Source organism: Bacteroides sp. RCH18 (assembly GCF_058231005.1).
The window spans coordinates 1,200,730-1,215,289 of sequence record NZ_JBIPTC010000002.1; the positions used below are offsets into that span (position 1 = coordinate 1,200,730).

Annotated in this window: 12 protein-coding genes; all 12 read right to left on the minus strand. The window is 42.5% G+C overall.

Annotated elements, in window-relative coordinates; translation table 11 throughout:
• Positions 1–69 precede the first annotated feature (69 nt).
• A complete protein-coding gene (gene gluP / locus ACHLI0_RS19835) occupies positions 70–1,281 on the minus strand; it encodes a glucose/galactose MFS transporter (RefSeq protein ID WP_193759420.1) in 1,212 nt (403 codons plus the stop codon).
• Between the two features lie 82 nt (positions 1,282–1,363).
• Positions 1,364–2,638: a serine--tRNA ligase gene (serS, locus tag ACHLI0_RS19840; protein WP_055216881.1), complete on the minus strand. Its 1,275-nt coding sequence runs from the start codon at positions 2,636–2,638 to the stop codon at positions 1,364–1,366.
• Positions 2,639–2,787: 149 nt separating this feature from the next.
• Positions 2,788–3,057: a 50S ribosomal protein L27 gene (gene rpmA / locus ACHLI0_RS19845; RefSeq protein WP_055216883.1), complete on the minus strand. Its 270-nt coding sequence runs from the start codon at positions 3,055–3,057 to the stop codon at positions 2,788–2,790.
• A 21-nt stretch (positions 3,058–3,078) separates the two neighbouring features.
• Positions 3,079–3,396 (minus strand): 50S ribosomal protein L21, encoded by a 318-nt coding sequence (gene rplU, locus ACHLI0_RS19850; protein ID WP_008759984.1) that lies wholly within the window; start codon positions 3,394–3,396, stop codon positions 3,079–3,081.
• A 159-nt stretch (positions 3,397–3,555) separates the two neighbouring features.
• Entirely contained in the window at positions 3,556–4,197 is a 642-nt protein-coding gene (locus tag ACHLI0_RS19855) for an HAD-IA family hydrolase (RefSeq protein ID WP_490749896.1), read from the minus strand.
• Positions 4,197–5,081 carry a TraB/GumN family protein gene (locus ACHLI0_RS19860; RefSeq protein WP_022471541.1) on the minus strand — a complete coding sequence of 295 codons (885 nt, stop codon included), beginning with the start codon at positions 5,079–5,081 and terminating at the stop codon, positions 4,197–4,199. Before ACHLI0_RS19860 ends, ACHLI0_RS19855 begins: the two co-directional genes overlap by 1 nt.
• Positions 5,082–5,107: 26 nt before the next feature.
• Positions 5,108–5,620 carry a C40 family peptidase gene (locus tag ACHLI0_RS19865; RefSeq protein WP_055216887.1) on the minus strand — a complete coding sequence of 171 codons (513 nt, stop codon included), beginning with the start codon at positions 5,618–5,620 and terminating at the stop codon, positions 5,108–5,110.
• Between the two features lie 42 nt (positions 5,621–5,662).
• The gene (locus tag ACHLI0_RS19870) at positions 5,663–6,367 is read right to left on the minus strand and encodes an ABC transporter ATP-binding protein (RefSeq protein ID WP_055216889.1); all 705 of its coding nucleotides are present in this window, start codon (positions 6,365–6,367) and stop codon (positions 5,663–5,665) included.
• Between the two features lie 50 nt (positions 6,368–6,417).
• The gene (locus ACHLI0_RS19875) at positions 6,418–7,911 is read right to left on the minus strand and encodes a DUF5687 family protein (RefSeq protein ID WP_165938062.1); all 1,494 of its coding nucleotides are present in this window, start codon (positions 7,909–7,911) and stop codon (positions 6,418–6,420) included.
• A 22-nt stretch (positions 7,912–7,933) separates the two neighbouring features.
• Positions 7,934–10,774, minus strand: a complete 2,841-nt coding sequence (locus ACHLI0_RS19880; RefSeq protein ID WP_234118247.1) for a M16 family metallopeptidase — start codon at positions 10,772–10,774, stop codon at positions 7,934–7,936.
• Positions 10,775–10,870: 96 nt separating this feature from the next.
• Positions 10,871–13,672: a M16 family metallopeptidase gene (locus tag ACHLI0_RS19885; protein WP_490749897.1), complete on the minus strand. Its 2,802-nt coding sequence runs from the start codon at positions 13,670–13,672 to the stop codon at positions 10,871–10,873.
• 46 nt (positions 13,673–13,718) lie between these two features.
• Positions 13,719–14,519 carry a 3-deoxy-8-phosphooctulonate synthase gene (gene kdsA, locus ACHLI0_RS19890; protein ID WP_113748729.1) on the minus strand — a complete coding sequence of 267 codons (801 nt, stop codon included), beginning with the start codon at positions 14,517–14,519 and terminating at the stop codon, positions 13,719–13,721.
• Positions 14,520–14,560: the final 41 nt, after the last annotated feature.

The window sequence follows — 14,560 nt, forward strand, 5'->3', positions numbered from 1 at the left end:
TTACGAAATATAAAAAGAAAAGTCACTCTTTTGATGAGTGACTTTCCATATCCATGTGAATATCTTTATTTATTTCGTTCTGATTTTATATCCGGCTACCCCATAATATAGAATAAACAGGAAGCAGGGAAGGCAAATCCAATATGCTTTCTGAATATCGGAAATGTCTTTCAGATAGCCGAATAAGGTAGGAATAACAGCACCGCCTGCCATTGCCATGATCAGAAGAGATGAACCGGATTTGGTGAACTTTCCTAAATCTGCCATAGCCAAAGGCCATAGGGCAGGCCACATTAAAGAACATCCCAATGCCATAAATGAGATGAAATAGATGGATATATCGGCAGGTGTAAGTACTACCAGTACGGAACCGATGATAGCCAGAACCGAACAAATCTTCAGTGCTGTAGCCTGGCTCATATATTTAGGGATGAAGATGATGCCGCAGATGTAACCGATCACAATGCCTATCGGAGCAATCCAGGCATACATTGCTGCATTTTCCAAATGAAGGCTGGTGGCATAATCTACTAATGTACCCAGTGATACGGTTTCTACACCTACATATAAGAAGAGAGCAAGACAGCCTAATAATAAATGCGGGAATTGCCAGATGGAAGTTTTCTTTGCAGCGTAAGGACAGGCTTCGGCTGCCTCTTCGCTGTCGTCTTCGCCGACGGCTTTGACTTCCGGTAGCGGGGCTATATATGCGATAATTCCTAATGCGATGAATGCGGCGATAATAACGTAGAACGGCAGAAACAGGTCAGCTACCGTAATGTCGGTCACTTCTTTTCCGATAAGGAAAGCCAGGAATAAAGGTGGAATCGGCCATGCGAGTTTATTGCATATACCCATAATGCTGATACGTTTGGCAGCACTGTCTATCGGTCCCAGAATTGTGATATACGGGTTTACGGCAGCTTGCAGATAAGCGTTGGCAGTTCCGCTGATAAAGGAAGCCAATAAAAACAGAGGAAAACTTTCATAGCTTGCCGATGGTATGAAAAGTCCGAAGGCTATGGCAAACATAAGGAATGACAGAACCATCGTCCGTTTGTATCCGATCTTTTTAATCGTAAGTCCTGCCGGATAACCAAAAATAAGAAACGGGATGAAAGTGGCAGCGATAATCAGATATGATTCCGCCGAACTGATTTCCAGCGATCCCTTCAATACGGGGACTAATACTGAGTTGATACCAAGGGCGAAGCCCAGTGAAAAGAACATGACGCCAATGAATGCCAATGGCAATGCAAAACTTTTTGTGTTTTTTGTCATGGGGGTAAATGTGTTAAAGGTTAATAAAGGAAACTCCTGTAAGGGGCAGAGATGTCTCATTCTTACAGGAGTAGAAAGTTTCTTAGTCTATCATTTCGAAACCGCAGTATGGAACCAATGCTTTAGGAATTCTAATTCCTTCGGGGGTTTGATTGTTTTCCAATAAAGCGGCGACGATACGTGGTAGTGCCAGTGCTGATCCATTCAACGTATGGCAGAGTTCTGTTTTCTTTTCTGCACTACGGTAACGGCATTTCAGTCGGTTGGCCTGGTAAGTGTCGAAGTTGGATACGGAACTTACTTCCAGCCAGCGTTTCTGTGCTTCGGAATATACTTCGAAGTCGAAACAAAGTGCAGCGGTAAAGCTCATATCGCCACCACACAGGCGGAGTATGCGGTATGGAAGTTCCAGTTTCTGCAACAGGCCTTCTACGTGGTCAAGCATTTGCTGGTGAGATTCTTTGGAATGTTCCGGTTTGTCGATACGTACCAATTCTACTTTGGAGAATTCATGCAGGCGGTTCAGACCGCGTACGTCTTTACCATAAGAACCGGCTTCGCGACGGAAACATTGTGTGTATGCGCAGTTCATGATCGGCAACTGTTTTTCTTCCAAGATAACATCACGGTAGATGTTAGTGACAGGTACTTCAGCTGTCGGGATCAGGTAGAGATCATCTACTTCGCAATGATACATCTGTCCTTCTTTGTCGGGAAGCTGTCCTGTGCCATAACCGGAAGCGGCATTGACTACTGTCGGCGGCATGATTTCTGTGTATCCGGATTTGCGTGCTTCGTCCAGGAAGAAGTTGATCAGGGCACGTTGCAGTTGGGCACCTTTTCCTTTGTATACGGGGAAACCTGCACCTGTAATCTTTACACCAAGATCGAAATCGATTAAATCGTATTTTTTAGCCAGTTCCCAGTGAGGCAGTGCATCTTTGGGAAGTTCTGTTTCCATGCCTCCCATCTTTTCTACGACATTGTCTTCGGCACCTACGCCTTCGGGTACGCTGTCATAAGGAATGTTAGGGATCGTATAAAGTACATTCTGCATGTCTGTAGCAGCCTGTGTCATGGTAGCGTCCAGTGCTTTGTTGCTTTCTTTCAGTTCGGCAACACGTGCACGTGCAGCTTCGGCTTCTTCTTTCTTTCCTTCTTTCATCAGCTGACCGATCGTGCGGGAAAGTGAATTAACCTCTGCCAGGTTCTTATCTAATAGGTTTTGCGTAGTACGTCTCTTGTCGTTGAGGGCGATGACTTCGTCAATCGTCTCTTTTGCATTCTTGAAATGCTTCTTTTCCAGTCCGCGGAGCACCGCCTCTGTATTTTCTGTAATTTGTTTAATGGTAAGCATATCTATACTTTTTATGAACTTTCTTTATTAAGGCTACAAAGATAAAGAAAAAACGAATAAGCGAGCAATGAAAATCTGCATAAAAAAAGAAAGGAGATGCAATCGTTTGGATTACATCTCCTTTTCTTGAATATTTTCAGTTGTGCAGGTTATGCTTCTGTTGCTTCAGCAGGGATGATAGAAACATATCTTCTGTCTTCTCTGCCTACTTTAAAGCTAACTGTACCATCTACTAAAGCGAAAAGAGTGTGGTCTTTACCCATTCCGATGTTTTCACCCGGGTGGAATTCAGTACCTCTTTGACGAATGATAATATTACCTGCTTTGCAAGCTTCGCCACCAAATATCTTAACGCCTAATCTTTTGCTATGTGATTCGCGGCCGTTCTTAGAACTACCGACACCTTTTTTATGTGCCATTTCTTCTTACTTTTTAAATGATTAAGCTACTACTTCTGTGATTGTTAACTCTGTGAACTGCTGACGGTGACCGTTCAGTTTTCTGTAACCTTTTCTTCTTTTCTTGTGGAATACAAGCACTTTGTCACCTTTAACCAAGTTTGAAATAACCTGGCAAACAACTTTAGCACCTTCTACAGTCGGAGCACCTACAGTTACGTTTCCGTCTTTGTCTACCAAAAGAACTTTTTCAAATTCTACAGTTGAACCGTTTTCAGCACCTTCAATGTGGTGAACGAACAGTTTCTGACCAGCTTCTGCTTTAAATTGCTGACCGTTAATTTCTACAATTGCGTACATCTTATATATAATGTATAAGTTAGCTCCGGCGGGTGGTCTTTAATCACTTAAAGAGCTCTTTATCGAACCCGTTGCGGAATAATCGGGCACAAAAGTACTTCTTTTATTTGTTTCAGACAAATATTTCCTTTATTTTTTTGCTGTTGTAACAGAAGATAATCAGATATATAGCAAACCGAATAAATTCTCCATAATAAACCGGTGGGGATATGCTCTGAGTTCGTCAGCGGTAGTCATTCCATTAAGGACACCTGCAAAATCTACTCCCGCATTTTGTGCTGTTTCGGCATCCACAGTACTGTCTCCGATGTATAAGGTTTCTTGCGGAGTACTGCCCAAGTGTTCGAGAGCGAATTTTACTCCTTCCGGTGAAGGCTTGGCAGCTTGTACATCTTCTCCGCCTACCACTATGTCGAGAAAGTTTTCCGGCAGATACTCATCCAGAAAACTAAGTATACGGAAACGGTATTTAGTAGAGATAATGCCGATGCGGGCACCTCGCTCTTTTAGTTCTTTCAGAGTAGAGAGTGTATCAGGAAAAAGGCGGGTATTCACGTTCATGTGAACATCCGCTTCCAGTCTGTACTCTTGTCGAAAAGCGGTGAGCTGTTTCCAGTCGGTGACTCCGGTCAGTATGCTGAAAGATTCTTCCAATGTTTTACCAATGGTACGTTTGATCGCTTCGTCAGTGACATTCGTATATTGGTGACGATTAAGTACATTTCTGAAACAAGTAACGATACCTCGTGATGAATCGGCTAGTGTATAGTCGAAATCGAATAAATAAGTTTTATAATTCATTATTTTACTGCTTCTACTGTATATCCCTGTTTTTTCAGTAAGCTTAATAAGCCTTTATTACCCGGCAGGTGCAAAGCGCCGACTGCAACGAAGGTAGGAGCGGCTTTCATGATAGCCGGTAGTTTCTGTGCCCATGTTTTATTGCGGTCGTAAATTAGGGCATCTTCTTCTGTGGGAAGTGCATCACATTGATTTCCTTTACGCTCTTCGTTGATTTTCAACATGGTTTCCAAATCTTGTTTCATGTAGGCATCTGTCAGTCTTTTGAGGCTTTCCACCTCTTTGTCGATGTTATTGAGGGTACACATGAGCAGTTGGGCTTGGCGTTGCAGGGAAATTCCATTGTATAGCAGGTTAAACTGGAAATCCGGAGTTTCCAGTCCATCCACTTTTTTCCCTTTCTGCGTTGCCTGAGTCTGGAAATAAGTATCGAGCTGTTCTTGTGGATTATAGTTTCCGATGTGCTTGATGTACGCCACTACTGCTATGTTGTTCAGTAAGAAAGCCGGTTTGATTTTGGGTGCCATGTTGAGGTCCATCATCAGGTTCTCCTTGCAGAATTTATTAGCGGTTTCGTAATCTTCCGGTGAGAGGAGGGTAGTCAGAGTCGTATCGCTTTCGATCATCATCATTTTCTGCATCTTCTGGATGGTGGCCGGAGACTGGATATCCGACATTTTCAGTTCTCCATATACCTGTTGTGTCTCATCCATCGCTTTCTGTAGTCCGGCGATGCCGTCTTTGACACTCAACGGAGCGAGATGGTGAGTCCCCATAATGTATGAAGGGCTGCTAAGTCCGTTACCAGATACTTTCCATAAAAGCTGTGCGTTTGCGCTTAACGCTACGCAGATAAATATGACTGCTCCAATAAACGATTTCATGATTCTATATGCTTTTAAGTTGATAATCAGCGAATTCTTCCTCCGGATATCCAGTGTCTGGTGTAATAGTCTTCGCTCAGTCGACTGACAATCACTCCTTTGCTGGTACTGGCATGAATGAATTTCCCATTTTTGAGATAGATACCTACGTGAGCTACCTTTTTTCGGGAACGGCTACTGCTGAAGAATACCAGATCGCCTTCTCGCAAATTCCGTTTGGCGACTTTGGTACTTTCTTTTCTCAGGTCTTCGGTATTTCGCGGAACCTGAGTACGGTATACTTTCCGGTATATCTGGTAGGTGAGTCCCGAACAGTCGGTACCGCGTTTTGAATCGCCGCCTCCACGATAAGGAACACCAATCCATTCGGCTGATTCCAGATAGAGCTTGTGGTTATCTTCCATATTGATGTCCACGCCCAGCAGGATGGAGGCGCGTGCCAGTGCCTGGTAATCCAGACGGGGAGCAGACGTGCGGCAGGAACTAAGGACAAGGGTCAGTCCTGTCAGTATGAAGATAAGTTTGAAGTTCACTCTCATCGGCTATCTTTCTTTTCGTATATCGTAAAATTATAAGTAACTTTATTCTTCTACATTGAAGTAGTCTTCCAGTTCTTTTTCAGCAGAATTATTCTCATTCATAATATCCCGGATGATGACGCCATTCTCCAGCAGGGCAATACGCGGACATACATCTATCGTATGATTCAGATTGTGGCTGGAAATGATTACAGTTGCATTATGCTCTTCGCTATACTTTTTGAGCATATGTTTGATAATGGATTGCGAACTGGGATCGAGGAAATTGAACGGTTCGTCGAGTATCAGCAACTGAGGATAATGAAGCATGGCGGAGATGATGCCGATTTTCTGTTTATTACCGGCTGAGTAGTTACGGATCAGTTTCTTTTGTCCGATCACTTCTCCGCTCATCAGACGTTCGAACGGCAGAAGGCGTTCGTCCACCTCTTCTTTTTTCAGTCCGTACATTTTCCCGATAAAGTAGAAATACTCTTCCGGGGTAAGGTAGTCTATCAGAAATCCATCGTCAATGAAAGCACCTGTGAAGTTTTTCCAGTCTTCACTTTGACTGACGTCAATGTCATTGATAACGACATTCCCATTATCCGCTTTCAGTAAGTCGAGCATCAACCGGAAAAGTGTTGTTTTACCGGCACCGTTGTTTCCTACCAATCCGAGCATATCGCCTTGATTGATTTCATAGTGATCTATGTTTACGGCTATCTTTTCGCCGAATTTCTTTTGAAGATTATTGATGCTTATCATTGTCTTGGTATTTTTATCGTAAATGACTAATCGGTTCAATCGTAAATCTCTTATTGGCGGCTGTCTCTGAAGCCTTCCATATTCTCGTATCTCCGTTTCATGAAACGATTATAGACGTTTCTGATCCAAAGCGGAGAAGTCAGTGTGAATCCAAGCCCGATGGCGAGCAGGATAGAGTAGGCGACCGTTTCACCCAGAAACGCATTCAACACAGAATACAGGATCAATGGGATACCGAAAGCTCCGAAGTTGACAACCATTTGTATGGCACTGTTGGTCTGGCGGCTTGTCACTTTTTCGTTCAGTGCTACAGTCTGCTTATTGTAAACAGCCAGTTGGAAGAAACAAAAATAGATAAAACCGGTGGTATAGAAGAACCAGGCAAAGATACCCAGTAAGGGAACTTTATCCATTATAATGGCGGGAATCATCAGGACAAATGGGACGATCTCGCCGATAGTATAGATATAATATTTTGCTTTCAGCAGACTCATGATGGATTCTTTGCGGGACATTAGTCCGTCAATGTAATTGCCTTCGAAAGACATGAGCTGCGAAAGGATGATCATGCCGAATACGGCAAAGTTGTAAACACAGATAAAGGTAGTCATGGTGCTCGTGTCATAAAGGCTTGAAAAGCTAAGTATGCAGGAGAAGGCGATGACTACAAGGAGAACATTGCGCAATGCACCTTTGCAACGCCGGTTGCGCAAAAGCATTTTTAATTCCAACCGCATATATTCACCAACTTCTCCGTATCGCTCGAAGAATTTGTATTCTGAAACATGCTTGATGCGGGTGTCATCTACTTTTGCCAATTCAGCGTAGATGAGGCCGGACATGATTTTGCGGTTAATCAGCCATAAAATGGCTATGACAAGGATGGTACCGAGGAAACAGAGAATATTCCCGTTGATATATCCGTCTCCCAGGTCCATAAAGAAGTAGAACAGGGGACTGTCTTCGGGAATAAAGGCAAGGCAGCCCAGCCCACCGTAGAAAGCGACAGGGAGCAGCACCCACCAAATACGTTCATTGATTAGTGTGCGACATAACAGGTACCAGTAATTGTTGGCAACGATCAAAAGCCAGATGCCTATGAGATAGGTGAGTACACCTGAAATACCGAAATATTTGGTAATGGTAATGAAGGAAAAGGGGACGAACATAAACAACCAGAACAGGTTGAACAGACTAAGTCCCGAACGGATAAGCAGGAAATCGATGATCCGATTTCGTTTAACCGGTAACAGGAGGTAAGGTTTTACCTCCTGCGTCGGTGTTTTTTGGAACGGAATACGCAAGAGGAAGTCAAGTGCCAGAATAAATATCAGGGCAACGGCATTCATTACATGATATGGTTCCCGGTTGGGAACCATATCTGCAAAACCGAATGCAAACGTTGTACCGAAGAATATCAGGTATCCTGCCCAGAAAGCAACCCCGATATATCCGAATATTTTGGCAACTTTGTTCTTTTCATACATCGGATGCCGTTTGGAGGCGAGCCGTCCATGTTTGCGTAATTCGTTAAATATCATCATACTGTTGGTATGCTATAAAAGTTTATTTAGCTTCTTCTTCAGGTACGGTCATGATGACTTGGATTTCGTTGTTCTGTTTCATCAGCTTGGCAAGGAATTCCTGTACATCTTTTGCTGTGATGCTGTTGACCAACGTTTCATAGTCTTTTGTATAATCAATACCTGTGTAGAAATACTCATCCAGATTGCCCAGCCAGTAGCCGTTTTCCTTTTGAGCGTCTTTGTATTTTTTCAGCATATACTCTTTGATCTTCTGCATGTGTTCGGCAGACGGACCTTCTTTGGCCATTTTTTCCAACTGTTCGATGACGATGCCCGACAGTTTGTCTTTCTTGGCCGGATCGGTCTGGAATACAATCTGAAGCACGAGTTGTTCTTTCGGATATTTGGTGAGGCTTCCGCTGCAGCTTACGCCATAAGTACCGCCTTCTTTTTCACGGATTTCTGCGGTGTAAACCATATCCAATGCCTGATCGAGGATGCTGAGAGTAAGGTTGTTGCGTAAATCATATTTGCAAGTACCGTTGAACAGGAACATGATGGTTGCCATCGGTGTTTCTTGTTTCTTGGCAAACTCGTTCTTGTATTGACCCTTACGGATTTCCATCTTCGTATCTTTGAAAGTCTCTTTGCGATTGATAGATGGCAGACCACCCAGATATTTGGCGATCATCGGTTTCATTTTCTCAACATCAATGTTTCCTACAAAGTAGAATGTAAAGTCGCTCGCATCTTTGAAACGGTCTTTGTACATTTCCATTACACGGTCATAGTCGATCTTGTCCACCATGTTTTCTTTCATGCTGAAAGAACGTGGGTGATTGCCATACAATGCATAAGAGACTGTATCACTGAATGCGGTCATCGGATTAGCGTCAGCATTCTGCAATTCTGCTTTCATGCGGTTCTTGTAAGATTCGAATGCTTCGTTGTCTTTGCGGGGAGCAGTGAAAGTCAGATAAGTCAGCTGCATCATTGTTTCAAAGTCCTTCGGAGAACAACTGCCGGAAACCGTTTCTGTTGTCGCGCTCACACCGGCTCCTACAGAAGCACGTTTGCCTGCAAGTGCTTTACTCAGGTCTACTTTGCTGAAGTTACCGATACCACCAACCATTGCTACGCTGTTGATTTGAGAGATATTCAGAATCTCTTTGTCGGGGAACTGGCTGCTACCACCAAGGCTGGTACCTTTCATCAGAATCTGGTCAGCTTTGTAGTCAGTTGTTTTGATATATACTTTCACACCGTTGGACAGAACAAGTTTTGTTGTTCCGTAAATATCTCCGGTTTTTTCAGAAACTATCTTTCCGCCTTTCGGCTCTTCTTTCAGCAATGGTTCGTTAGAAACCTTGTCTTCGTAAGGCTTCAGATCGAAAGATTTCATTTGTTTCAGCAAAGCAGCGATTTCTTCTTTCGTCGGGTATTTTACACCTTCCTTCTCCGGACCTGCCAACAGTACTACCTGATTGTTGTCAGTGATCAGCTGTTGCATCACTTGATTGATAGCCGCTACCGGAATGTTCGGAGCCAGCTGATTCATCATAGCGTATTCGTATTCAATGCCCGGCATCGGTTCGTTGTCAAGGAAGTTGCTGATGTATTCGTTGACATAAGTGTCGTTTTTCATCTTTTCGCGTTCATTGTAAGCAGATTCTACGCGTTGAAGATAGTTGGCACGGGCACGGTCATATTCAGTTTCGGTGAATCCGAAGCGGCGTGCGCGTTCAGTTTCTTCGAGAATCGTTTTCATGGCCAGTTCGATACCATCGATTTTGCTGCTGGCGTCTACTCCGAAAGCATTTTTGGTCTTGGCTACGAAGAAGTCGCCATAACCTGCACTTGCACCTGTAAAAGGAGGATTCGCTTGCTGACGGATTTCTGCCAAACGGCTGTTCAGCATTGTAACTCCCATGCTAATCATGTATTGAATGCCGTAATAGTTGATTGTATTCTTCAGCGAATCCGGGAAGGCTTCGCTCTTGAAGAAGAAGCTGATGGAAGGAGTTTCGATTTCTTTGTCCGTACCGATGAAGATTTGCGGTTCCTGATTGTTTGCTACCGGATAGTAGATACGTTCAGCCGGATTCACCGGAGCTTTTACGTCTGCAAATACCTTTTTCAGCTTTGCTTCCATTTCATCTACATTGATGTCGCCGACAATCATGATACCTTGCAGGTCCGGACGGTACCATTTCGCATAGTAGTCACGGATGTCCTGATAAGGGAAATTGTTGATTACATCGAGGCTTCCGATTGGCATACAGTCTGCATATTTGGAATCCGGATACATGACAGGCAGGGCATTGGTCATGATGCGCTGCATACCACTGTTGCGGCTTCTCCATTCTTCACGGATCACACCACGTTCTTTGTCGATTTCCTTGTCGGCAAGGTTGATGGCGCTTGACCAGTCATGCAGGATCAGCAGACAAGAGTCTACTACACTGACGTTGTCGGTAGGTACGTTGCTGATTCGGTATACTGTTTTGTCGATACTGGTATATGCATTCAGGTTTGTTCCGAACTTGATACCTTTAGTCTCACACCAAGGCACGATGCCCAGTCCGGTTTCATCACCCGGGAAGTTTTTTGTTCCGTTGAAAGCCATGTGTTCAAGGAAGTGAGCCAGACCGCGCTGTTGCGGCTCTTCAAGGATAGAACCCACTTTCTGTGCAATGTGAAATTCGACGCGTTTTTCTGGGAGTGCGTTGTGTCGGATGTAATAAGTAAGCCCGTTGTCAAGTTTACCTATGCGGACATTTTTGTCCACGGGCAATGTTTGCATAGGTTGTGCAAGCACGAGTTGGAAGTTGCAGCATATAAAGAGAACTGCAATAAAAAATCCACGTAATAAATGTTTCATGTTCTATTTAGTTTATAAAAAAGTTGTCTGAAATATCTGTCGTTGGTATCTCTGTTAAATCACAAGTTATACTTTTATTATTAATAATAAACATATCTATTTGGTTTTATTTTCTTTCTGACTGACCATTGAAACCTCTACTCTATTTTTTTGCTCTAGCAGTGTTTTAATGAAATTGGATACATCTTTTGTAGTGAAGCTGTTTATGACTGCTTCGTAGTTGTCGAGCAGATTGAGACCGGTACGTAGATATTCATCAATCCATAATATCCAATATTCATTATCTTTTAAGTCTTTAGCTCGTTTATTCAGCATGTATTTTTTTACTTTGTCTAGGCTTTCTTTTGTTGGACCTACTTCAGCAATATGTTTTATTTCATCATCGATAATTTTTATCATTTCTTCCCGTTTGGATGGGGCGGTATCGAATAATATTTGCAAACAGATTTCTTCAGGGTATTTGTCGTTGTCTGCACCTACATGGATAAAATATGTTGCTCCTGCTTGTTCACGTACTTTGTCTGTATAGATTTCATTGAGAACTTGACAGGATATATCGAACAAGGTAATGTTTCTTAAGTTATATGGACATGATCCGATGAAGGATATGAAATTCGATGCTTTGTCGATTTCCTGTTTTTGGTAGAATATATTCTTGTAGATCCCTCTGCGCCTTTTTATATGCTGATCTTTGAATGTTTCTTTTTGTTGAGTCGATGGTAGAGATCCTAGATAGTTAACTATCAGTGGTTCCAGTTGTTCCATATCAATATTACCTACAAAGACGAATGTGAAATTTCCGGCGTTTTTAAAACAATCATGATATATTTCTAATATTCTATCGTAGTCCACATGATCTAGCATTTGAGATGTAAGACGTTTCCTACGAGAATGTCCCATATATATGGCATTATTTATACTGTCTTTGAATATAATTTCCGGGTCTTTTTCTTGATTATACAATTCTTTTTTGTGAAAGTCTTTTGTAATATTAAAACTGGATTCATCTCGTCGAGGTGATGTGAATATTAGGTATGTGAGTTGTAGCATTGTTTCGAAGTTTTTCGGTGTGCAATTACCGTCTACTGTTTCTGTCAGTTCAGCGATATTATAGCTAACGGATACTTGTTTATCTGCTAACATTTTCTTTAGTTCACCAAAGGTGAAATTTCCTAATCCTGTTGTTATCACACTTCCCAAGGATTTGATATTAGGAATTTCTGAGTCAGGGAATAAAGAGCTTCCTCCTAAGCTGACTCCTTTCATCAATATCTGGTCATTTCTGAAATCTGTTTTCTTGATCATCACTTTTACCCCATTTGAGAGCGTTAGCAGTGTGGTTCCGAATATAGAATCTGTGACTTCTGAGATGATTTTACCATCTTGAGGAATGTCTTTGATTAATAGTTCGTTAGTATAATCGTCTACATAGGGGGTGAGCTCTTTATCTTTTACTTCTTTCAGTATATTCCTGATCGCTTCTTCTGTTGGTAATATTAAGTCCTTCTTTTCCGGTGCGAGAAGTGCTATGAACTTATTATTATCTGTAATAAACTGATGTATAACATCGTTTAACATATTTACAGTAGTTGTTGCAGCGATTTCATAGAGTATTTTACATTTATATTCTATGCTTGGTATGGGTTCATTATCAAGGAAATGAAGAATGTATTGGTTGGTGAGTTCCTCATTTTTCATATTATTACGTTCGTTATATCTATTCTCCAAGTATTGAAGATAGCTACGTCGTGTACGGTTGTATTCAGTTTCGGTGAAACCAAAACGGCAGACACGTTCTATTTCTTCGAATAAGGTGGTAATTCCTTTTTCTATAGAGTCTTTAATACAAGTTATGTTGCCTATGAAAGCTTTTTTTGTTTTGGCGATGAAGAAGTTACCATCATATACAGAACAACTAGTGTATGGAGGATACGCTGTTTGTGAACGTTCGTACAATCGTTGTTCGAGCATGCGACTGATTACCTGCGTTGCGTAGTCCTGTCTCAGATAGTTGGTATTGTTTTTAAGACTGTCAGGAGTGGTGTTATGTTTATTAAATACAACGAATTCAATGTCCGTTTTTTCTTTATCTTGTGCGATGAATATAATAGGGTCCTTATGATCATAAACGGGGTAATATTCTCGTTTGGCGGCATTGGGTTGGGCGGGAATATCGGCAAATATTTTTTTTATTTGTGCTTCTATGCGATCTACGTCGATATCTCCTACAACAATAATAGCTTGCAGGTCGGGACGATACCACTTTTCATAATAATCTCTAAGTGCTTGTGGTTCGAAATTCATTATTATTTCCATCTTTCCAAGTGGAAGACTGACCGCATATTTGCTTCCGGCATACATGATGGGTAACATCTGCTCTTGAAAACGTAGCATGGCATTCATCCGTGTACGCCATTCTTCATAGACAACTCCGCGCTCCTTATCTATTTCTACCGGATCTAAGGTTAGGTCATTACTCCAGTCATGCAGAATCAGCAGACAAGTATCAATAGCACCGGAAATATCGACCGGCACATCACACATATGATAAATCGTTTCATCCATTGCGGTGGAAGCATTTGGGGAGACGCCTATCCGTTTGAGATATTGTTCGAGAGAATTACCAGGAAAATGTGTAGTGCCATTGAAACACATGTGCTCTAGAAAATGAGCTAGGCCAAGCTGGTTGCTTTCTTCTTGTATAGACCCTACTTTTTGTACGAAATAAAAGTCTGCACGGTTTTCTGGCAGAGCATTTTTACGGATGTAATAGGTAAGACCATTGTCTAGTTTGCCTATGCGTACTTTAGGATCAATTGGAAGTATAGACTCTTGTGCCATAGTCTTTTGAAGACTGCAGCCTATCATTAATAGTAGAACTAATAGTAGATGCTTCATGGTCGTGTTGTTATTAATTAACGTGTGTACTTCCTGTTTTAGTAGACTATTTGATAGCTTCCCGTATTCTGACTAATTTCGTTAATAGTCCTTCCAGAAGGTCCAGCTTCAACATGTTTGCTCCGTCGCTCTTGGCTACGGCGGGGTTTTCGTGTGTTTCGATAAAGATACCGTCGGCTCCTACGGCGATGCCGGCTTTGGCTACGGTTTCGATCAGTTGGGGCATACCACCAGTCACTCCGCTGGTCTGGTTGGGTTGCTGCAATGAATGGGTGACATCCAGTATGACCGGATAACCGAACGTTTGCATTTCAGGAATCCCCCGGTAGTCTACTACAAGGTCCTGATAACCGAAGGTTGTTCCGCGTTCGGTCAGCATCACGTTCTTGTTACCTGCTTCCACCACTTTGTCAGCGGCAAACTGCATGGCGAGCGGAGAGAGGAACTGTCCTTTCTTGATGTTAATCGTCTTGCCCGTTTTTGCAGCGGCAACCAGCAAATCCGTTTGACGGCAAAGGAAAGCCGGAATCTGGAGAATGTCTACGTATTCGGCAGCCATCTCAGCCTCGTTGGCCGAATGGATATCCGTCACTGTGGGGACTCCGAAAGTATCATGTACCTTTTTCAGCACTTTGAGTGCCTTCTCGTCACCGATACCTGTGAATGAATCAAGACGCGAACGGTTTGCCTTGCGGTAAGAACCTTTGAATACATAAGGAATCTGTAATTTTTCAGTGATTCCGACCACGCGCTCAGCGATGCGCATTGCCATCTCTTCACCTTCTATTACACATGGACCGGCCAGCAGAAAGAAATTACCGGCAGGATTGTTCTTAAGTTCGATCATTTTATTAATTACAAGTTACTAATTACTTATTTATAGTTTCA